Here is a 19,006-nt window from a genome sequence, read left to right as displayed (position 1 = left end):
ACGGCCAGATAGTACGGACCAAAGAGTGCCCCCGGACCTGCTGATACACCTCGTATCGGCAGGTCCGACGGGTTTTCCCGGCACGAGACTGATTTCTGCGTCACAATCCGTGTCCGCCCGCCACTCGACCTCGTATTGTCGCCTCTCACAGGAAGGGCACCGGAGCTGGGACCGAGAGGCTGGTGGCTGTGCGTGGTGGCGGCGACGGGGCACGCTGACACAAGTGTCGGACACGGAGAACTGATCAAGGCGGTCGACCGCGCGCTGACCACGCACGGCCGGGCGCTCCTGACCGGACCGGCCGGCGCGGGCAAGACCGAGGTGGTGCGCGCCGTCGCGGCCGCGGCCGAATCACGCCGCGAGACCGTGCTGCGCCTCGCCCCCGAAGCCGCCGACCAATGGATACCCGAGGCGTCCGCCGCCGCCCTCCTCGCCTCCGTACCCGGCGGCGCCCTGGAACAGCTCTCCGGCCCCCAGCGCACCGCCATCGCCCTCCTGCGCCGCGAGGCCGACGCCCCCCGGGCAGGCCGCGACCACATCGCCCTGCGCCTCGCCGTGGTCGAGGTGCTGCGGACCCTCGCCGACCGCGACCCCGTCCTGCTCGTCCTCGACAACGCCCAGTGGCTCGACGCCGAGAGCACCGACCTGCTCCGCTTCGCCCTGCGCCTCACCCCGCCCCGCGTACGGGTCCTGGTCGCCGAATGCGTCCAGGGCGGGGTCCCGGTGGGCGAACCCCTCTGCGGCCCCGGCGTCCCCGCCATCCGGGTACCCCCGCTGGGCGCCGACGAGGTCGCCGAACTCCTCGTCCGCCACGGCCTCCCGGCCCGCCTCGCCGGCCGGATCCACCAGGCCAGCGGCGGCAACCCGCGCCTCGCCCTCGCCCTCGGCCACTCCCTCGCCGAAGCCGCCGAGGCCCGCGACAGCAGCGCCCACCACGCCGACGCCCTGCCCGTCTCCGGACAGGCCCGCGAGGTGGCCCGACGGCTCCTCGCCGCCGCCCCTGCCCAGGCCCGCCGCACCCTGCTGCTCGCCGCCCTCGCCACCCGCCCCACCATCTCCCTGCTGCGCCGCGCCGGCCGCCCCGACGCCGAGGCCGAGCTGGCCGAGGCGGAACGGGCCGCGCTGGTCAGGGTGGGCGAGGACGGCTCCGTGGAATTCACCGCCGGCGCCCTGCCCACCGCCCTCGCCGCCGACGCCGGCTGGCCCGAACGCGCCGCCGGACACGCGGCCCTGGCCGCCGCCGTCGACGATCCCGTCCAGGCCGTACGCCACCGCGCGCTGGCCGTGGACACCCCCGACCAGTGGCTCGCCGAGGAGATCACCGAGGCCGCCGCGGCCTGCCGCCGCCGGGGCCAGCGCGCCCTCGCCGCCGAACTGGGCCTGCTCGCCGCCGAACGGACGCCGTCCTGGCTGGCCGGCGAGGAACTGGCCCGCCTGGTCGCGGCCGCCGAGGACGCCGGCTGGTCCGGCCGCGCCGACCTCGCCCGCCGCGCCACCGGGGCCGTCCTGGCCCGCGACGCCTCGCCCGCCGACCGGGTACGGGCCCGGCTCGCCGTGATCGACGCCGCCGGGCAGGCCCTGGGCGCCCTCGACGAGACCATCGCGTACGCCATGGACGAGGCCGCCGGGGACCCCTCGCTCCAGGCCGCCGTACAGCTGCGGATCGCCTGGAAGCACAACCTCAGCGACGGTGACCCGGTCCGCTCCCGCGACGCCGCGGCCCGCGCCGGGGCGCTCGCCGCACTCGGCGGCGACCAGGTCGCCGAGGCCATGGCCCTGACCGTACGGGCCCGCATGGGCCGCATCCTCGGCGACCCGGGCGCCGAGGCGATCCTGGCCGAGGCCCTCGCCCTGCCCGCTCCCGAGGTGCCCCTCGGCATGCGCAACGCACCCCAGTACCTCGCCGTCCGGCACGCCCTCTTCGACGACGGCCTCGACGATGCCCGCCGCCAGCTGATGGTCCTGCTGCCCGCCGTCCAGCGCACCGGCTCCGCCGAGGACGTCTTCGAGGTCCTGCGCAGCCTCACCGAGGTCGAACTGCGCAGCGGCCGGTGCGAGGCCGCCTCCGCCCACGCCCGCCGGGCCCTGGAGCTCACGATCGACGCGGGCCTCTCACCCGGCCCCGCCTGGTACGTCGCCGCGATGGCCGAGGCCATGGGCGGCAGCTTCGCCCGGGCCGCCGGCTACGCCCGGCGCGGCATCCAGGCCTCGCAGGAGGAGCAGGACCAGGTCTTCCTCTCCCGCAGCCTGCACGCGCTCGGCCTCGTCGAACTCGCCACGGGAGAAGCGGCGAAGGCCGTCGCCACCCTGCGCCGCGTCGCCGAACTGGAGGCCGCCCAGCAGGTGGTGGACCCCTCGATCCTGCGCTGGCACGGGGAGCTCGCCGAGGCCCTGATCGCCGCCGACGCACCCGAGGAGGCGGCCCGGCTGCTGTCCTCCGTCCGCACGGTCGCCGTCGGCCTCGGCCGTACCGGGGTCGTCGCGGCGCTCGACCGGGCCCGCGGGCTGTGCCTGTCCGCCCAGGGCGACGCCGACGCGGCCGTGCACCTGCTGGAGACCACCGCCCAGCGCTTCGACGCCCTGCGGCTGCCGCTGGAACGCGGCCGTACGCTGCTCGCCCTCGCCCGGGTGGAGCGCAGGCGACGCCGGCGCGCGCCGGCCCGTGCGGCACTCCGGGCCGCGGCCGAGGTCTTCGACCGGGGCGGGGCCGCCCCCTGGACGGAGCTCGCCAGGGAACCGGCCCCCGGCGAGGGCGCCGGTGTGCGGGTACCGGCGGCCGCGACCCTGACCGAGGCCGAGGCCCGGCTCGCGCTGCTGGTCAGCCAGGGCGCCAGCAACCAGGAGGCCGCGGCGAAGCTGTTCCTCAGCGTCAAGACGGTGGAGGCCCGGCTGACCCGGATCTACCAGAAGCTCGACGTCCGCTCACGGGCCCAGCTGGCCACCGCGCTGCGCACGCGGTGACCGCCAGGACACGCCCTAGCAGCCGAGGTTGTTCCCGGGGGTCACCCCGAGCAGCTGCGTGAAGCTCTGGTACTTCGAGATGCGGCTCTGGACCTGGGCGGGGTTGCCGCCGTTGCACTCCAGGGAGCCGTTGATCGAGCGGATGGTCTCTCCGAAGCCCGCGCCGTTCACCATGGCGGCGTGGGCGGTCATCGTGCCCGGGCCGTTCTGGGTGTTCCAGTACCAGAGCGCCGTCTTCATGGCGACGGCCGGATCCTGCTCCACGAGGTACGGGTTGGCGAGCAGGTTGATGCCGAGGGCGTCACCGGCCGCCTTGTAGTTGAAGTTCCAGCTGAGCTGGATGGGCCCGCGGCCGTAGTAGGCGGCCTGTCCGGCGGGACAGCCGTACGGCTGGCTCGCGTCGCAGTAGTGGGGGTAGTTGGCGGTGTTCTGCTCCACGATGTGCACGAGCCCGCCCGTCTCGTGGGAGACGTTCGCGAGGAAGGCCGCGGCCTCGCGCCGCTTGGTGGTGTCGTCGCCGGTCTTGGCGAACCCGGGGTAGGCGGACAGCGCCGCGACCAGGCCGTTGTAGGTGTAGAAGGGATTCCGGTTCGGGAACATCTGGTTGAACTGGGCCTCGGAGACCACGAATCCGGTGGGGTTGCCCGGATCCGGGTCCTGGCCCCCGCCGCCGCAGGTGCCCTGGTCCGACCAGACGCCCCACTGGCCGGTGGTGCCGGGCGTCTCGCCCTGGGTCCACCACTTGGCCTGCCAGTTGTGGCCGCCGTACGAGGCGCTCATGCCGCCCGTGTACACGGCGGAGGAGGCCCAGGCGCCGGCGCAGGGGGTCGCGGCGACGGCGGGGGAGGAGGGGAGGGTGAGGGCGAGGCCGGCCGTGACGGCCGCGGCGGCGGTGAGTGCGAGGGCGCGGAGGCGAAGCGCACGTATCACGTAACTGCTCCTTCAGTGGGGGGACTTGCCGTGGGGGCAACGGTGCCCACTGAAGCGAAAATGGTCTGAACCTGTCAAGGTCTAGACCAAATGAAACGCGCCGGCATCACGCGTGACGCGTGGCACCGGCGCGGGATCGAGCCGATCAGCTGCCTGCGGAGAGGTTTCCGGAGAGGACCGGGATGTTGCTGGCGATGTGCGACAGGGCCTCGTCACCCTTGGCCTGGGTGGAGTTCTCGGCGCACTGCTGGTTCTGCGGGTTGGAGAGAACGTTGACGTCCTGGACGCCGACGTTGGCGATGAGCGCGAACAGGGACTGGGCGTTGACCTTGGCCGGCAGGCCGATGCAGAGCTTGTTGAGCGAGCCCTGGACGGCGCCGAGCTGCGGGCTCATCTTGCCGTGGGTCTCCTGGTTGCCGTAGATCTGGGCCGAACCGTTGCCGTTGACGGTGTTCACGCCGTTGTCGTTGCCGATCGCCATCGCGGGGGAGGCGACTGCGGCACCCGCGCCGAGCACGGCGGCGGTGGCGGCTGCGGTGGCCATGAACTTCTTGAGCATGTGGGGATCCTTCTGGTCGCACTGTCGCATGTGATGGCTGCCCTCGGCGGGACGTGCTGATCAACTGTCGACGGCGCTCGGGGTTATCCCCACTCACCCGACTGGCCCAATGCCGGATCGAGCCACCCCCGGCCGTGGCGGCGGGGGCGAGCTCCTCGGGTCCGAGGGTCAGCCGGTCTTGCGGCGGACCTTCTTGTTCTTGCCGCCGGGGCCGCTGCTGGCACCCTGGACCTTCGCCCGGCTCTGGTGAGCCTGCTGGGACTGGGCGTTCGCGGCGTTGCGGTCCAGGGCTTCCCGGAACTTGCGCTTGGCCGCGTCGGCGGGGGACTCGTCCTGCGGGGTGTCGGTTTCGTCAGCCATTTTGTCCTCCTGGGGTGATCAAGCGGTTTCAGTCTGTCAGGTGACGTCCGTGCTGACCAGCGAGTTCCCCTGCGCCCCAAGGACTGCTTGGGGAGGTCATAAGTTTTGATTATGGGGTCATAAAGGGACACCGGGTGCTGAGTTAGGTTTACCTTCGTTTAGGGTTCCCTTTGATCCACCTTGCCGTCGCTCGAAGGGAACCTCTGCCATGCCTCGCCCTCTGCGGGTAGCAATCGTCGGTGCCGGCCCCGCCGGTATCTACGCCGCCGACGCGCTGCTGAAGTCCGAGGCAGCCGTCGAGCCCGGCGTGTCCATCGACCTCTTCGAGCGGATGCCCGCGCCCTTCGGCCTGATCCGGTACGGCGTCGCCCCCGACCACCCCCGGATCAAGGGCATCATCACCGCCCTTCACCAGGTGCTCGACAAGCCGCAGGTCCGTCTCTTCGGGAACGTCGACTACCCGAACGACATCAGCCTCGACGAGCTGCGGTCCTTCTACGACGCCGTGATCTTCTCCACCGGTGCCACGGCCGACCGCGCGCTGACCATCCCGGGCGTCGACCTCGACGGCTCCTACGGCGCCGCCGACTTCGTCTCCTGGTACGACGGTCACCCGGACGTCCCGCGCACCTGGCCGCTGGAGGCCGAGAAGGTCGCCGTGCTCGGCGTCGGCAACGTCGCCCTCGACGTCGCGCGCATCCTCGCGAAGACGGCCGACGAGCTGCTTCCGACCGAGATCCCGGCGAACGTCCACGACGGGCTCAAGGCCAACAAGGCCCTTGAGGTGCACGTCTTCGGCCGCCGCGGACCGGCCCAGGCCAAGTTCAGCCCCATGGAGCTGCGCGAGCTGGACCACTCGCCCAACATCGAGGTCATCGTCAACCCCGAGGACATCGACTACGACGAGGGCTCCATAGCCACCCGCCGCGCCAACAAGCAGGCCGACATGGTCGCCAAGACCCTGGAGAACTGGGCGATCCGCGACATCGGCGAGCGCCCGCACAAGCTGTTCCTGCACTTCTTCGAGTCGCCCGCCGAGATCCTCGGCGAGGACGGCAAGGTCGTCGGACTGCGCACCGAGCGCACGGAGCTCGACGGCACGGGCAACGTCAAGGGCACGGGCAACTTCACCGACTGGGACATCCAGTCCGTCTACCGGGCCGTCGGCTACCTCTCCGACGAGCTGCCCAAGCTCCCCTGGGACGTCGAGTCCGGCACGGTCCCGGACGAGGGCGGCCGCGTGATCGAAGCCGGTGGCCACCTGCCGTCGACGTACGTCACCGGATGGATCCGGCGCGGTCCGGTCGGCCTGATCGGCCACACCAAGGGTGACGCGAACGAGACCGTCGCGAACCTGCTCGCCGACCACGCGGAGGGCCGCCTGAGCGAGCCGGCCACCCCGGCGCCGGAGGCCGTCGAGGCCTTCCTCGCCGAGCGCAGCGTCCGCTACACGACGTGGGAGGGCTGGTACAGGCTGGACGCGGCCGAGAAGGCCCTCGGCGAGCCCCAGGGCCGCGAGCGGGTGAAGATCGTCGAGCGCGAGGACATGCTCGACGCGAGCGGAGCGTAACGGGAGGGGCCAGGACCCGGACGGGCGCCCGGCCCCCGCACGTCGCCCGGCGCGCTCGGCGGCGCCGCTGTCCGGGCAACGGGACCGGGTTCTGTCCGGCCGATCCTGGCTGTGGGAGGATGCCGTCCGTGAGGGATCTCCGAAGGGGCCGTGCCGCGTAGAACGCCGGCTTCACTTCGGCCGCAGGGACGCGGCCGGAGGAGCCCCTGGGTGCGCTATCGCGATGTCCCCGGCCTGTCGGGGGCGGCGAATGCGGCCGTCCGCGTGCTTGAGCGGGGTCGACTGGCGCCGGGCATCGTGTCCGTCGCGCTGAGCGTGTGGTCGGTCCGCGTCCACGGCGTCGAACGCCGGTGGAGACCGTGGGAGGCCGAGTTCACCTGCCCGTGCTGTGGCGAAGGCTGGGCCCGGGACAAGCTGCACGAGGCCCTGTCCATGCTGCCGCCGAAGGCCGCCGCCGAACTGCGGGTGCGGGTCGAGTGCCTGGACGAGGTGCTGCTCGGGCGAACGCACCACGAGCCCCTGGCAGATCCGGAGTCGGCGTGGTGGCATCGCCGGTGCTGACCGTGCCCGTCCGTACACCCCCAGGTCCCGTCAGACGCCCCGGTCCCGCTCCAGCACGCCCCGTACGAAGGCCGCCTGCCCGGCGTGCTGCATGTCGTCGCCCAGCACGCTGACGAGGCGTACCCCGAGGGTGACCGGCGGATCCCAGCGTTCGTCGACCACCCGGTCCAGGTCGGTGGCGGCGAGCCCGTGGACGAACCGCGCGGTCCGCTCGTGCACCGCGTCGAAGTACCCCAGGAGCAGCTCTCCCGAGTCCACCCGGACGGTGTAGACGTCCCGCGACGAGTGCCCGTACCCCGTCGACCCGGCGGGCAGTGGGAGTGCGAACCGGTCCGACCAGCCCTCGGAGTCCCAGACCTGCTCGGTTCCGGCCGCGTCCGCGATGTGGTCGTCCTGGATCCGGGTCAGGTGCCAGATGAGCCAGGTGACCGAGTTCGCCGCCGGATCCACGCGCGCGTTCAGCAGCTCCGGCGGTACCCCTTCCACGACCTCGTGCACGATCTCCCGGATGCGTCCGAAACCGTCGGCGATGACGTCCGTAGCCTTCATGCACCCACCATGCAAGGCCCGGGGGCCCGACCGCCGCGAGCGACACGCGGAGGTCGGGCCGCCGGGCCGGCGGGTCGGGTGACGGGACGGACGGCTGTCAGCGGGTGGCGTCGGCCTTCTCGGCCTTCTCGGCCTTCTCGGCCTGCTCCGTCTTCGCGGTCGCCGCCGCGGGCTGCCCGGCGGCCGCGGCCACGGTGCCCTGCCCGCTGCGCAGGCCGATCCAGCTGATCACCGCGACCAGCGCGAAGGCCACCGCACCGATCCCGAAGGTGAGGGTGAACCCGGACTCGGCGGGCAGCGGGGGGACCCCCGCCGGCAGGTGCTCGATGGTCTTGGAGGCCAGGATCGTGGTGACGACGGCGCTGCCGATCGCACTGCCCGTGGAGCGCGAGATCGAGTTGATGCCGTTGGCGATGCCGCTCTGGTGGTGCGGGACGCTGGACATGATCACGGCGGGCATCGCGGCGTAGCCGAAGCTGACGGCCGCACCGACGACGAGCCCGGCGCCGATCACCGAGAGGCTGTGCTGGTGGTCCAGGACCAGCCAGGCGAAGCCGACCGCGCCGAGGGCCGCGGCGAGGGCCAGCGCCGTACGCGGACCTCGGTGGCGCACGATCTGGCCGCCCACCGGCGAGGCGAGCAGCGAGACGATGGCGCCGGGCAGCAGGAACTGCACGGAGGCGCGCAGGATGGACGCGTCGAAGCCGTAGCCGGTGAGGGCCTCGGGCATCTGGACGAGGTACGAGACGCCCAGGAAGTTCGCGAACATGCCGAAGCCGACGAGGACGCCGGCCAGGTTGGCCATGAGCACGGGGCGGTGGACGAACATCTTCATGTCGACGAGCGGCTCGCGCACCTTGCGCTCGACGAGCACCCAGACGGCGGCCATGACGGCGGCGCCGGCGAAGCTGCCCAGCGTACGGGCGGAGCCCCAGCCCCACTCGTGGCCCTGGGAGATCGGCAGCAGGAGCAGCAGCAGTGCGATGCCGAGGGTCAGCGCGCCCAGGAAGTCGGTGCGCCCGCCGGTCTTGTGGCGGGTCGCGGGGACCAGGAACACCACCGCGAGCAGGGCGAGGAGCGCGAAGCCGGTCGCCATCCAGAAGGCGTTGCGGTAGTCCGCGCCGGAGCCGGAGGTGAGCAGCCCGGTCGCGACGAGCGCGAGCCCGCTGCCGAACGCGAGCGTGCCGCTGACCAGGGCCATCGCACCAGGCAGCTTCTGCGGCCGGACCTCTTCGCGCAGGACCGACAGGGCCAGCGGGAAGATCGCGGTGGCGGCTCCCTGGAGCACCCGGCCCAGGATCAGCAGCGGCAGCGAGGAGGCCAGCGCGGCGATGACGGAGCCGACGACCATGACGCCGAGCACGGCGACCAGGGTGGGCTTCTTGCCGTGCTGGTCACCGAACCGGCCCAGCAGCGGGGTGAAGACCGCGGCCGACAGCAGGGTGGCGGTGGTCACCCAGCTCACGTTGGCCGTGGTGGTGCCGAGGTCCTCACGGATGAGGCCGAGGATCGGGACCGGCAGGGTCTGCATCATCGACACGACCATGGCGGCCAGGCTCAGGGCGAAGACGATGACCGTCTCGTTCCGGTGCCCGGAGGCCGGGGTGGCGGGGGAGGGGGTGCTCATGGCTGGGGTGAACCTTCTTCGTGTTTCGGAGCTGAAGAGCTTCGGAACGCAGATGTTTGACCTTCTCAAGTAACTCGACCGACGGTAGACGTCGATAGTTAAGGTGGTCAAGTAAACAATTGATAATGTGAAGCATCCTGAGTACGCTCCAGGTATGAGCGACACCGCCACGCAGACCCCCACCAAGCTCCAGCTGCTGGAGCTGCTCGCCGCGATCGGCACCGCCCAATGGCGCGAGTTCGCGGCCGCCGCGGCCCAGCACGGCCTGACCTCCACCCAGGCCCGGGTCCTCGCCCAGCTCGACGGCCCCGTGCCCATGCGCGGCCTCGCCACCCTGCTGGTGTGCGACGCCTCCAACGTGACCGGCATCGTCGACCGGCTGGAGGCCCGCGCGCTGGTGCGCCGGGAGCCGGACCCCGCCGACCGCCGCGTCAAGAACGTCGTCGCGACGGACGCGGGCCGCGAGGTCATCCGCCGCGTGCGCGAGGAGATGCAGGCCATGCACGGCGCGCTGGACACCCTCGACGAGGCCGAGAGCGCGACGCTCTACGCCCTGCTGGGCCGCCTGCGCCCCTCGATGGAGAAGGCCTGATCGCCATGGACGCGCCGAGCGGTGGCGGGATCCGGCTCCTGCGGGCGGCCGAGCGGGCCGCCACCGTCTGGAAGAACGGCGGGGGAGTCACCCGGGAGGTCGCGGCCTGGCCCGAGGGCGCGGACATGGACGGCTTCGGCTGGCGGGTGAGCCTGGCCGAGGTCGCCGCCGACGGGCCGTTCTCGGCCTTCCCCGGCATCGGGCGCACCCTGACCCTCGCCGAGGGCGCGGGAATGGACCTCACGGTGGCGGGCGTACGCCGGCTCGTGGACGAGCGGTTCGCGCCGCAGGACTTCCCCGGGGACGAGCCGACCGACTGCCGGCTGCTCTCCGGCCCCGTCGTGAACTTCAACGTGATGTACCGCAGGAGCGCGGTGGAGGCGCAGACCGCCGTCGTACGGGGCACGCTCACCCTCGCGGTCCCGCGGGGCGGGACGCTGCTGGTGGCCGCGCTGGAGGGACCGGCGGTACTCGAACGGGCCGGTGACCGCGCGGAGCTGCTCCCGTACGACGCGGCCGTGCTGACCGGACCGCTCGACTGCCGGGTCCGTACGGCCGGGCGCGCGGCCGTCGTACGGTTCGCCCCGGCCCCCGCTTCGGCCCCGGCCGCGGACCGGCTCTAGCGGGTGCGGTTGCGGGTGCCCAGCTTGATCCACTTCGCGGTGCTGGGCACGCCCTTCGCGTCGAGCAGGAAGAGCATGTAGTACCCGGGCGGGGCGTCGGCCGCGCTCGGCGGCGTACGGAGCCCGACCGTGGAGCCGTGGACGCCGGTGATCCGCAGGTCCAGGTGGCGCTGGCTGGTGTTCACCGAGTGCGTGACGGTCGTCGGTGCCAGCAGCACGGCCCGCCTGACGTCCTTCGCCGTCGAGCTCGTGACCTGGAAGGCCGCGTCGTGGCCGAGGTCGCCCGCCGGGGCCCGGTCGAGCGCCGGCCGGGCGCCCCGGTGCAGGTAGGCGGGCTCGTAGAGCTCGATGCTGCCGTCCATCCCGTCCTTGATGTCGGGATCGTTGGCGATCTGCTGGAGCTCGTCCCCGGTGACCATCATCCGGCCGTCCGGCAGGACCAGGGCGTTGGAGTGGTAGCCGCGGGGCAGCCGCTGGGCCGGACCCAGCTTCCAGTGGCCGCGCGCGTCGCGCAGTTCGATCTGCCGGTACTTCAGGTCGGCCTTCGGGTTGAAGGGTCCGTTGCCGTAGTTCCGGGTGTCCAGGGCGCCGTTCACCGTGATCAGGGTCCCGTCGGGCAGGATCAGGGTCCCGTCCTGGGTGCGGCCGAAGGCCCTCGGCTCCTCGATGCTCCAGCGGCCGCCGGACAGCCGGTACGTGAGCGGGTCGCGAGGGTCGCCGCCGAGCACCAGGACGGAGTCCGGGCCCCGGAAGCCGGCCGGCAGCGGGACGGCCGAACCGTAGCCCCGGAAGTCGGCGGGCCGCCGGGGCAGGTCGGTGCGGGTGTCCTCGACGGGGTCGAACAGCCACTGCTGGTCGGCGTCGCGGCCGAGCCCGTAGATCTTCCCGTCCCGCAGCGAGAAGAGGTGCGGATAGTCGTTCCGGAAGGGGGCCTGTGACCGGAGCCGCTCCGCGGGGACGTTCGCCGGGATGTCGTACGAACGCCAGGGCACGGGCCGCCCGAGCGCGGGGAAGCGCTCCACCACCGGAGTGGGCGTGCCCGTACCGCGCTCGGACTGGCCGGACATGATGATCTGCCGGCCGTCCGGCCCCGTCACCACCGACGGGTACCAGCGGCCCACGGACATGTCGCGGTTGCGGAACCACTTCTCGGTCCACGGGTCGAACACGAAGGACAGCTTGGCGCCGCTGCCGCCCTTCCCGCCGACGTTGCCGCCGAACACCCCCACCATTCCGTTGGGGAGGTAGGAGTGACCGGCGCAGAAGAACGGCGCCGGGCGCGGGGCGTAGGCGCCGTCGGGCATCAGCACCACCGGGGGCGGCACGTTCTTGAAGGCCCTGGCCCCGGTCCCCCTGGCGGGATCCCAGAGGTAGGCGCGGCCCGCGTTGGTCCGGCCGACGGTGTTGGTGGGCCCGGTCTCCTTGGTGGGATCGGCCTCCACGCGTTCGAAGGAGAAGAGCAGCACCTTGCCCGTCGGCAGCTGGGCCACGTGGACGCCGAAGTCGGGGGAGGGGAAGAACTGGGTGAACCGGCCGAACCGGGCCGCGTCGAACTTCGCGTTGCCCTTGTGCTGGGACTCCTCCAGCGAGGCCAGGCTCGACGTGCGCTTCGACTGCGGATAGCCCTGATTGCCCTTGGCGGCCTCGCGCAGCCGTGCGTGCGCGCGGGCGTGCTCCTCGCCGAGCACCCCGGCCTCGTCGCCGGTGTGGTGGGCCGCGGCGAAGGCCGGGGCGGGTCCCGCCAGGGCGACGGCCAGGGCGGTGGCGAGCGCCAGTGCCGACAGGGCGGCGGGGCGTGGCCGCGGTGCGCGGGACGAGCGCGGTGCGCGGGACGAACGTGCTGGGCGGGACATGGAACTCCTCACCGCAGGAGGGCCCGGTGCCCGGCGCCCCGGCCGGCTCCAGAACCCGCTGATTGCCTGAACGACCTCGCCGATATTAGGACGAATTGGAACGAGCGAACGGCGCGACGCGGGGCTCCGCGCCACCTGGGGCCATCCGGCGGAGGGGTCTGAGCAGATTTATCGTTTCTGCGGTGACGGGCTTCCGCCATCGAGGTGAGACCGCGTGCCCGTCGGCCCACCGGGGCCGCCGCGGACCGCTATCCATGGCGGTGTGATCAAGTCCCTCCGCACCGGATTCACCGCAGCCGCCGTGACCGCGACCTTCGTCGCGCTCACCCCCGCCGCCGGGGCCTCGTCCTCGGCGCCCGCGGCCCCCACCGACCAGGTGACCGTGGACGTCGCCTCCGTGAACGGATCGGGCTGCCGTCCAGGCAGTGCCGCCGTCGCCGTGTCGCCGGACAACTCGGCCTTCACCGTCACCTACAGCGAATACCTGGCCCAGGCCGGTGGCGGTGTCTCCGCCGTCGAGGGCCGCAAGAACTGTCTCCTCTCCCTCGACGTCCACGTCCCCCAGGGGTACACCTACGCCGTGGCCAAGGTCGACTACCGCGGCTTCGGCAGCCTCGCCCCGGGCGCGGTCGGCACGCAGAAGGCCAGCTACTACTTCCAGGGCATGAGCCAGACCGCGTACCGGACCCACAAGTTCAACGGCGAGCTCGTCGACAACTGGCAGGCGACCGACACCACGGGCATCGAGGCCCTGGTCTTCGCACCCTGCGGTGAGCAGCGCAACTTCAACATCAACACCGAGCTGCGCGCCGAGGTGGGCACCTCGGACCCGGCGCACACCAGCTTCATGGCACTCGACTCGACGGACGGCAGCATCAACAGCGTGTACCACTTCTCCTGGAAGCAGTGCCCGGTCCGGCGCTGATCCGGGAGTACCCGCTCCCTGTTCGCAGGGGCCCGCCGTCCGGCGGGCCCCTGCGGCGTGTCCGGTGCCGGGTCAGGCCGACGCGCGCCGCACGAGTGCCGTGGCGGTGATCACCGGATCGGGTGCGGTCCGCCGCCCGTCCGGACCGCCGTTCAGGCGGTGCATCAGCAGCCGCGCCATCAGGCGGCCCATGCCCTCGATGTCCTGGCGTACGGTCGTCAGCGGCGGGTCGGCGCTTTCCGCCACCGGTTCGGCGTCGTCGAAGCCGACCAGCGCCACGTCCCCCGGCACCGTCCGGCCGCTCTCCCGCAGCACGCGCAGGGCGCCCGTCGCCATCAGGTCGTTCCCGGCGAAGACGGCGTCGATGCCGGCGTCCCGGTCCAGCAGCTCCGCCATCGCGCGGGCCCCGCCCGCCGGGGTGAAGTCCCCTTCGGCGAACAGCTCCGGGCCGGCGGCCGCCAGCGCGTCCCGGTAGCCGCTCAGCCGGTCGGCCGCCGAGGTCTGGTCGAGCGGGCCGGCGATGTGCGCGATCCGCCTCCGGCCCTGCGCCAGCAGATAGCGCACGGCCTCCCGCGCGCCCCCGCGGTTGTCGGCGTCGACATAGGCCACGCCCTCGCCCGCGCCCTCGCCCTCCCCCTCCCCGGTCCCGGTGGTCCAGCCGGGCCGGCCGCCGTAGACCGTGGGCATGCCGATGCGGCGGGTGATGGCGGGCAGCGGGTCGTCGGTGTGCAGGGAGAAGGCGAGGGCCCCGTCGACGTGGCCGCCCGCCAGGTAGCGCTCGATCCGGTCGTAGTCGCCGCGGTCCTCGACCAGGAGCAGGACGAGCTGGGTGTCGTGCGCGGTCAACTCCTTGGCGATGCCGCGGACCTGGCGCGAGAAGAAGGGGTCCGAGAAGATCCGGATCTCCGGCTCGGCGATGATCACCGCGACGGCCCCGGTGCGCCGGGTGACGAGGGTGCGGGCCGCGTGGTTGGGGACGTAGCCCAGCACGCGGATCGCCGTGCGCACCCGGTCCACCAGGTGTGCGCGGACCCCGTCGCCGCCGTTGACCACGCGGGACGCGGTGGCCCGGGACACCCCGGCGTGCGCCGCGACGGCCTCCAGGGTGGGCCGGCTGCCGGGACGCGGCTCGGTCACGGATGCTCCTCCACGGTGTCCACGGACGGTGGCCTCGACGGGCAGCAGGGTAACCGGTGATCGCCTCCGGTCGCTGCCCCGTAGGCGGGTTACGGCCGGGTGGCGGCCCGCTCCAGCAGGCCCCGCAGGGCGCGCTGTTCCTCCGGGGCGAGGCCGGACAGCGGGGAGTCCACGGCGAGGAGCGCGAGGAGGCGCTCGCGCAGGGCGGTGCCCTCGGCGGTGAGGACGAGCTGCTTCGCGCGTCGGTCGGTGGGGTGCGGATGGCGCCCGATCAGGCTCTGCTTCTCCAGCTTGTCGACGACGAAGGTGGTGTTGGAGGGCTCGCAGCTCATGCGTTCGGCGAGCTCGCGCATGGTCATCGGCCCGCTCATCTCCCGCAGTGCGGCCGCCTGTGACGCGGTCAGGCCCAGGGTGGCGGCGCGCTCGCGTACGTGCTCGGTGATCCGCTGAGCCAGTCCGTTCACCAGGCCGCACAGCTGTCGCTCGGCGATGGCCTGCAGCTCCGGGGGCGTCGTCATGCCACCACCCTAGCAAGTCCGTGAAGCCAACATATTTGCAACTTGAATGATTCGAACTTGATGTTTATGGTGACGTCGTCGCCGCATCGAACCGCGGCGGCCTGACGGCAACTCACAGGAGAGACCCCATGGCTGACGTGACGGCGGCTCAGGACGTACGACTGCGCCGTGCGGCGGGAATCCGCTCGATATGGCTGGGCGACACCAAGGTGTCGTACGTGCCGGACGGTGACGTACGGCTCCGGCCGCTGAGGCTGCTCCAGGACAGCACCGACGAGGTGTGGGACGCGCATCCGGAATACCTGGACCCCGCGGGACACCTGGTGGGGAGCGTCGGCGGGCTGCTCGTGGAGCACGGCGGCCGCGCCCTGCTGATCGACGCGGGCTTCGGCCCGCAGACGTACGAGGCCCCGGACGGCCCGCTCGCCACGATCCAGGGCGGCGCGCTCGTGCGCAGCCTGGCCGCACTCGGCCGCAGTCCCGATGAGGTCGAGGCGGTGGCCTTCACCCACCTCCACGCCGACCACCTCGGCTGGGCCTGCCACCCCGCGCCCGGCGGAGACCGGCCGGTGTTCGCCCACGCCGAGTACCTGATATCCGAGCCCGAATGGGAGCGGCGGGACCTCCTGGAGGCCCAGGGCATGGCCGAGCAGGTCGCGGCCCTGGCGCCGCGCGTACGCACGGTCACCGACGGTCAGGAGGTCTTCCCCGGCGTGCGCGTACGGATCACGCCCGGCCACACCGTCGGACACGCCGAGTACGTCATCACCGGCGGCGGGCGCCGGCTGATCGCCTTCGGGGACGCCGTGCACTCGCCCCTCCAGATCGACCACCCCGAATGGTCCTCGGGCTTCGACCACGACGGCGCCCTCACCGCCGGCCACCGCCGCCGCCTCGTCGCCGAGCTGGCGGAACCCGGCACCATCGGCTTCGGCGTCCACTTCGCCGACGTGGTGTTCGGACACGTCCGGCAGGACGGGAACGGCCCTGCCTGGCGCCCCCTGGACGCGTGACCCGGAGGCCGGGCGGCGGTCAGAATTCGGGGACGAAGGGGAGGTAGTCCGAGTGGGGACCGGAGGGGATCACCGCATAACTGCTCTCGGGCAGCTCGTTCCACACGCCGGGCAGGTCTCCGAGCGGCTCGGACACCACGAGGCGGGTCTCGTCCGAGACCTCCCTCAGGTACGGCACCTCCGGGTGCAGATGCCGGACGGTCTCGGCCCGGGAGCTGTAGAACAGCGAGCGGGACCTTCCCTGGCTGGAGTAGCGGAAAGCCCAGACGTGCACGCCGTCACTCACCGCCACCGTCATCTGGAGCGGTTCCGGCACGCCGTGCTCCTTGCCGAGGCGCTCCACGAACCCCGCCATCCTGGCCACCGCACCCGGGGCGTCCTGGTCGAGACCGAACGTGACCGCCAGGTAGAACATCACCTCGGAATCGGTGGATCCCTCGATGGACGGGAAGAGCGCCGGGTCGACGGCCATGCACAGATCGCGCTGCAGCCGGTGGAAGTCCGCGATCGCGCCGTTGTGCATCCACATCCAGCGTCCGTGGCGGAACGGGTGACAGTTGGACTGCTGGACGGCCGACCCCGTCGAGGCCCGGACGTGCGCGAAGAACAGCGGCGAGCGGACGTGCGCGGCGAGCTCCTGCAGATTGCGGCTGCTCCACGCCGGGCCGACGTCCCGGAAGACCGCCGGGGTGCCGTCGCCGTCCGCGCTGTACCAGCCGATGCCGAAACCGTCGCCATTGGTCGGTTCGGCGCCCATCTTGGCCCGGAGGCTCTGGTTGATCAGCGAGTGCTCAGGGCGGTAGAGCACGGTGTCGAGGAGCATGGGCGAACCCGAGTAGGCGAGCCAGCGACACATGCGCACCATCCCCTTCGCGACCTGCTCCGAGCCTAACCCCGCTGACGTCGGGGTTCTCGCGGGACAAGCCGTCCGCGGCGGCCGCGGGTCAGGAGAAGAGCCAGCGCGTCTGGCTGTAGCCGCCCTTGCCGAAACCGAAGGCGGTGCCCGGGCGGACCGAGAAGACCAAGGCCTCGCCCGCGTCGGGATTCACGAACACGCCGTCCCCCACCTCGAAATGCCATTCGGCGCCGTACTTCGCCTCCCAGGCGGCGGCGAGCCGGCGCAGCCGGCCGGGATCCGTGACCCGGGCCGCCACACCCTCGACGACCAGGTCGAATCCTTCGTGGAGGGTGTTGGTGCCGGTGGTGAGGACGACGTGCGCGTTGCCGCGGAGGTTCTTGGCCTTGCGCTCATCGGGCCCGGTGCAGAAGTGCAGCGCGCCGTCCGCCCAGACACCGATCAGCGGCGTGACGTGCGGCCGTGCGTCGGGGCGCACGGTCGTCAGCCAGTACAGCTCGGCCGTGGCCAGCCGGGTGACGGCCTCCCGCCAGGGCACGGCCGTCGCCCGCTCGTCGCTGTACCGCGGGTCCAGCTCGGCACGGGGTTCCTCGCGGGGTCCCTCGTCGGTGTGGGGTTCCTCGTCGGGCATGGCTGTCCTCCTGGTGCGGCCTCCGGCTGCGGTCAGGCACCAGCCTGTCCCGCGGCACCCCGGCCGTCCACCGGGGGCCGCGCCCGGCGCCGTCCGCGCGGAGTCCCGCGGGGACGGCGCCGTCGCGCATCAATGGCCGAAGTCGAACCAGTTGACGTTCACGAAGTCGGCGGGCTGGCCGCTGGTGAAGGTCAGGTAGACGTCGTGCGTGCCGGTGACCGCCGTGATGTTCGCCGGCACCGTGCGCCAGCTCTGCCAGCCGCCGGTGGACGCGACCGAGAAGCTGCCGACCGGAGCCGAGGCGGGGTTGTCGAGCCGTACCTCGACCAGCCCGCTGACCCCGCCGGCCGCACCGCTGGCCACGCGCCCGTAGAACTGCCGGGCCGGGGTGGAGCCGAAGTCGACGCCGCGGAACAGGGCCCAGTCGCCGTTGCCGATCGCCGCGAGGTTCTGGCCGCCGCCGCTGTCGGTGGTGCTCTCCTTGGCCGTGCCCGACTGGCCGTCGTAGGACTCGGCCTGGATCGCCGTGTACGCGTCGCGCTGACCGGGCGGTGTCGTCGGCGGGGCGGTGGGCGGTGTCGTCGGGGGCGTGGTGGGCGGAGTGGTGGGCGGTGTGGTGCCGCCGGTCGACCGGAGGACGGACACGTAGTCGACGACCATCGCGTGTCCGGGCTGGGTGCCCGCGTCGGGGCCGCCGCCGAAGGCGTCCGGGAAGCCGCCGCCCATGGCGACGTTCAGGATGATGAAGTAGCCGTGGTTCGTGGCGTCGGTCCAGGTCTTCGCGTCGACCTGATTGGCCCGCACCGTATGGAAGTTGAACTCGTCGACGTAGAAGCGCATCTCCTCGACCGCGGTCGAGCGGTCCCACTCGACGGCGTACGTGTGGAAGCCCGCCTGGCAGCTGGCGCCGGGGCAGACGCGCTGGCCGCCGATTCCCGAGGTCTCGTTGCAGGGGCCGCCCGGACTCGTGCCGCAATGCAGGGTCGCCCAGACGTTGTTGAGGCCCTGGACGTTCTCCAGGATGTCGATCTCGCCGATGCCCGGCCAGTTCCACCAGTTGCCCCGGTAGGGGGCGCCGAGCATCCAGAAGGCCGGCCAGTAGCCCTTGGCGGCCGGGCCCGTCACGTTCGGCATCTGGATCCGGGCCTCCGACCGGAGCTTGCCGCCCGCCGGGGGCTCGAAGTCGGCCCTACGGGTCTCGACACGGCCGGACGTCCAGTTTCCTGCGGCGTCCCGGCGCGGGGTGATGCGCAGGTTGCCGGTGCCGTCGAGGGAGACGTTGGAGGGGTCGGCGGTCATCGTCTCGATCTCGCCGGTACCGAAGTGGGCGGGTCCGCCGGGGTAGGAGGTGCCGGTGGTGTACTGCCAGTCGGCGGTGTTCACCCCGGAGCCCGCGGGTCCGTCGAAGTCGTCGAGGAACACCCGGGACCAGCCCGCCGGTGTGGGGGGAGCCGCGGCGTTCGCGGGCAGGACCACGCCCGCGGCGGCTGCCGCGACCACGGCGATCGTGCTGAGCGCGGCTAAGACGGCCCGCCGGACCGTCGGCCGCTTCCTGCCGGATATCTCGTGCATGGGTGCCCTCTCTGAAGCGCGCCGAGGCGCGGTGCGGGGGGAAGGGTCAGCGGGTCGGGGGGGGGGGGGGGGGGCGCCCCGCCCCCCCACCCCCCCCGCGCCCCCCAACCCCCCCCCCCCCCCCCCGCGTTACAAAGCCAAACACAAGTTGGGAGGGGGGGGGGTATGA

18 protein-coding genes are annotated in these 19,006 nt (G+C 72.6%); 7 read left to right on the top strand and 11 right to left on the bottom strand.

Features of this window, described 5'->3' with window-relative positions; translation table 11 throughout:
- Positions 1-192: 192 nt before the first annotated feature.
- The gene (locus ACFY0D_RS39235; RefSeq protein ID WP_390802648.1) at positions 193-2,961 is read left to right on the top strand and encodes an AAA family ATPase; all 2,769 of its coding nucleotides are present in this window, start codon (positions 193-195) and stop codon (positions 2,959-2,961) included.
- A 15-nt stretch (positions 2,962-2,976) separates the two neighbouring features.
- On the opposite strand, the gene ACFY0D_RS39230 is transcribed toward ACFY0D_RS39235, so the two are convergent.
- The 3 genes from ACFY0D_RS39230 to ACFY0D_RS39220 all read right to left on the bottom strand — a co-directional run bounded on the left by ACFY0D_RS39230 (position 2,977) and on the right by ACFY0D_RS39220 (position 4,810).
- Positions 2,977-3,891: a glycoside hydrolase family 19 protein gene (locus ACFY0D_RS39230; protein WP_390802647.1), complete on the bottom strand. Its 915-nt coding sequence runs from the start codon at positions 3,889-3,891 to the stop codon at positions 2,977-2,979.
- A gap of 145 nt (positions 3,892-4,036) precedes the next feature.
- On the bottom strand, positions 4,037-4,450 hold the full coding sequence (locus ACFY0D_RS39225) for a rodlin (protein WP_390802646.1): 414 nt from the start codon (positions 4,448-4,450) through the stop codon (positions 4,037-4,039).
- A 168-nt stretch (positions 4,451-4,618) separates the two neighbouring features.
- Complete coding sequence (locus ACFY0D_RS39220; RefSeq protein ID WP_030384532.1) at positions 4,619-4,810, bottom strand: DUF5302 domain-containing protein; 192 nt, start codon at positions 4,808-4,810, stop codon at positions 4,619-4,621.
- 208 nt (positions 4,811-5,018) lie between these two features.
- Here ACFY0D_RS39220 and ACFY0D_RS39215 point away from each other — a divergent pair, with 208 nt between their 5' ends.
- Positions 5,019-6,380 (top strand): FAD-dependent oxidoreductase, encoded by a 1,362-nt coding sequence (locus ACFY0D_RS39215; protein ID WP_390802645.1) that lies wholly within the window; start codon positions 5,019-5,021, stop codon positions 6,378-6,380.
- Positions 6,381-6,590: 210 nt separating this feature from the next.
- Positions 6,591-6,941, top strand: coding sequence for a hypothetical protein (locus tag ACFY0D_RS39210; protein WP_390802644.1), 351 nt, complete (start codon positions 6,591-6,593; stop codon positions 6,939-6,941).
- Positions 6,942-6,971: 30 nt separating this feature from the next.
- Here ACFY0D_RS39210 and ACFY0D_RS39205 read toward each other — a convergent pair whose 3' ends face one another.
- Both ACFY0D_RS39205 and ACFY0D_RS39200 read right to left on the bottom strand, forming a co-directional pair.
- Positions 6,972-7,490: a DinB family protein gene (locus tag ACFY0D_RS39205; protein ID WP_390802643.1), complete on the bottom strand. Its 519-nt coding sequence runs from the start codon at positions 7,488-7,490 to the stop codon at positions 6,972-6,974.
- A 97-nt stretch (positions 7,491-7,587) separates the two neighbouring features.
- Entirely contained in the window at positions 7,588-9,117 is a 1,530-nt protein-coding gene (locus tag ACFY0D_RS39200) for an MFS transporter (protein WP_390802642.1), read from the bottom strand.
- Between the two features lie 154 nt (positions 9,118-9,271).
- Between ACFY0D_RS39200 and ACFY0D_RS39195 the strand changes: the two genes are divergently transcribed.
- The gene (locus ACFY0D_RS39195) at positions 9,272-9,709 is read left to right on the top strand and encodes a MarR family winged helix-turn-helix transcriptional regulator (RefSeq protein ID WP_390802640.1); all 438 of its coding nucleotides are present in this window, start codon (positions 9,272-9,274) and stop codon (positions 9,707-9,709) included.
- Between the two features lie 5 nt (positions 9,710-9,714).
- On the top strand, positions 9,715-10,332 hold the full coding sequence (locus ACFY0D_RS39190; protein WP_390802639.1) for a HutD family protein: 618 nt from the start codon (positions 9,715-9,717) through the stop codon (positions 10,330-10,332).
- Here ACFY0D_RS39190 and ACFY0D_RS39185 read toward each other — a convergent pair.
- Entirely contained in the window at positions 10,329-12,185 is a 1,857-nt protein-coding gene (locus tag ACFY0D_RS39185) for a galactose oxidase-like domain-containing protein (protein WP_390802638.1), read from the bottom strand. The two genes, ACFY0D_RS39190 and ACFY0D_RS39185, sit on opposite strands and share 4 nt — an antisense overlap.
- A gap of 262 nt (positions 12,186-12,447) precedes the next feature.
- On the opposite strand from ACFY0D_RS39185, the gene ACFY0D_RS39180 reads away from it, so the two are divergent.
- Positions 12,448-13,110: a DUF4360 domain-containing protein gene (locus tag ACFY0D_RS39180; RefSeq protein WP_390802637.1), complete on the top strand. Its 663-nt coding sequence runs from the start codon at positions 12,448-12,450 to the stop codon at positions 13,108-13,110.
- 72 nt (positions 13,111-13,182) lie between these two features.
- Here the strand turns inward: ACFY0D_RS39180 and ACFY0D_RS39175 are convergent, their stop codons facing one another.
- Both ACFY0D_RS39175 and ACFY0D_RS39170 read right to left on the bottom strand, forming a co-directional pair.
- Positions 13,183-14,247, bottom strand: coding sequence for a LacI family DNA-binding transcriptional regulator (locus tag ACFY0D_RS39175; protein WP_390802636.1), 1,065 nt, complete (start codon positions 14,245-14,247; stop codon positions 13,183-13,185).
- A gap of 89 nt (positions 14,248-14,336) precedes the next feature.
- Complete coding sequence (locus ACFY0D_RS39170) at positions 14,337-14,765, bottom strand: MarR family winged helix-turn-helix transcriptional regulator (protein ID WP_390802635.1); 429 nt, start codon at positions 14,763-14,765, stop codon at positions 14,337-14,339.
- Between the two features lie 128 nt (positions 14,766-14,893).
- On the opposite strand from ACFY0D_RS39170, the gene ACFY0D_RS39165 reads away from it, so the two are divergent.
- Complete coding sequence (locus ACFY0D_RS39165) at positions 14,894-15,778, top strand: MBL fold metallo-hydrolase (protein ID WP_390802633.1); 885 nt, start codon at positions 14,894-14,896, stop codon at positions 15,776-15,778.
- 19 nt (positions 15,779-15,797) lie between these two features.
- Here the strand turns inward: ACFY0D_RS39165 and ACFY0D_RS39160 are convergent, their stop codons facing one another.
- The 3 genes from ACFY0D_RS39160 to ACFY0D_RS39150 form a co-directional block, all read right to left on the bottom strand.
- Positions 15,798-16,634, bottom strand: a complete 837-nt coding sequence (locus tag ACFY0D_RS39160) for a class II glutamine amidotransferase (RefSeq protein WP_390802632.1) — start codon at positions 16,632-16,634, stop codon at positions 15,798-15,800.
- 88 nt (positions 16,635-16,722) lie between these two features.
- Positions 16,723-17,265, bottom strand: coding sequence for a pyridoxamine 5'-phosphate oxidase family protein (locus ACFY0D_RS39155; RefSeq protein ID WP_390802630.1), 543 nt, complete (start codon positions 17,263-17,265; stop codon positions 16,723-16,725).
- Between the two features lie 129 nt (positions 17,266-17,394).
- Entirely contained in the window at positions 17,395-18,837 is a 1,443-nt protein-coding gene (locus ACFY0D_RS39150; protein ID WP_390802629.1) for a glycoside hydrolase family 16 protein, read from the bottom strand.
- Positions 18,838-19,006 lie beyond the last annotated feature (169 nt).

The organism is Streptomyces sp. NPDC001502 (genome assembly GCF_042894785.1).
Lineage (GTDB): Bacteria > Actinomycetota > Actinomycetes > Streptomycetales > Streptomycetaceae > Streptomyces > Streptomyces kutzneri.
This window is presented reverse-complemented; position numbering and strand designations above follow the sequence as displayed.

Excerpts from the sequence above, each read along its gene's own strand:
- ACFY0D_RS39190 (WP_390802639.1), top strand. The coding sequence starts at position 9,715 with ATGGACGCGCCGAGCGGTGGCGGGATCCGGCTCCTGCGGGCGGCCGAG.
- ACFY0D_RS39155 (WP_390802630.1), bottom strand. The coding sequence starts at position 17,265 with ATGCCCGACGAGGAACCCCACACCGACGAGGGACCCCGCGAGGAACCC.
- ACFY0D_RS39150 (WP_390802629.1), bottom strand. The coding sequence starts at position 18,837 with ATGCACGAGATATCCGGCAGGAAGCGGCCGACGGTCCGGCGGGCCGTC.
- ACFY0D_RS39165 (WP_390802633.1), top strand. The coding sequence starts at position 14,894 with ATGGCTGACGTGACGGCGGCTCAGGACGTACGACTGCGCCGTGCGGCG.
- ACFY0D_RS39205 (WP_390802643.1), bottom strand. The coding sequence starts at position 7,490 with ATGAAGGCTACGGACGTCATCGCCGACGGTTTCGGACGCATCCGGGAG.
- ACFY0D_RS39225 (WP_390802646.1), bottom strand. The coding sequence starts at position 4,450 with ATGCTCAAGAAGTTCATGGCCACCGCAGCCGCCACCGCCGCCGTGCTC.
- ACFY0D_RS39215 (WP_390802645.1), top strand. The coding sequence starts at position 5,019 with ATGCCTCGCCCTCTGCGGGTAGCAATCGTCGGTGCCGGCCCCGCCGGT.
- ACFY0D_RS39160 (WP_390802632.1), bottom strand. The coding sequence starts at position 16,634 with ATGTGTCGCTGGCTCGCCTACTCGGGTTCGCCCATGCTCCTCGACACC.
- ACFY0D_RS39185 (WP_390802638.1), bottom strand. The coding sequence starts at position 12,185 with ATGTCCCGCCCAGCACGTTCGTCCCGCGCACCGCGCTCGTCCCGCGCA.
- ACFY0D_RS39195 (WP_390802640.1), top strand. The coding sequence starts at position 9,272 with ATGAGCGACACCGCCACGCAGACCCCCACCAAGCTCCAGCTGCTGGAG.
- ACFY0D_RS39200 (WP_390802642.1), bottom strand. The coding sequence starts at position 9,117 with ATGAGCACCCCCTCCCCCGCCACCCCGGCCTCCGGGCACCGGAACGAG.
- ACFY0D_RS39170 (WP_390802635.1), bottom strand. The coding sequence starts at position 14,765 with ATGACGACGCCCCCGGAGCTGCAGGCCATCGCCGAGCGACAGCTGTGC.
- ACFY0D_RS39220 (WP_030384532.1), bottom strand. The coding sequence starts at position 4,810 with ATGGCTGACGAAACCGACACCCCGCAGGACGAGTCCCCCGCCGACGCG.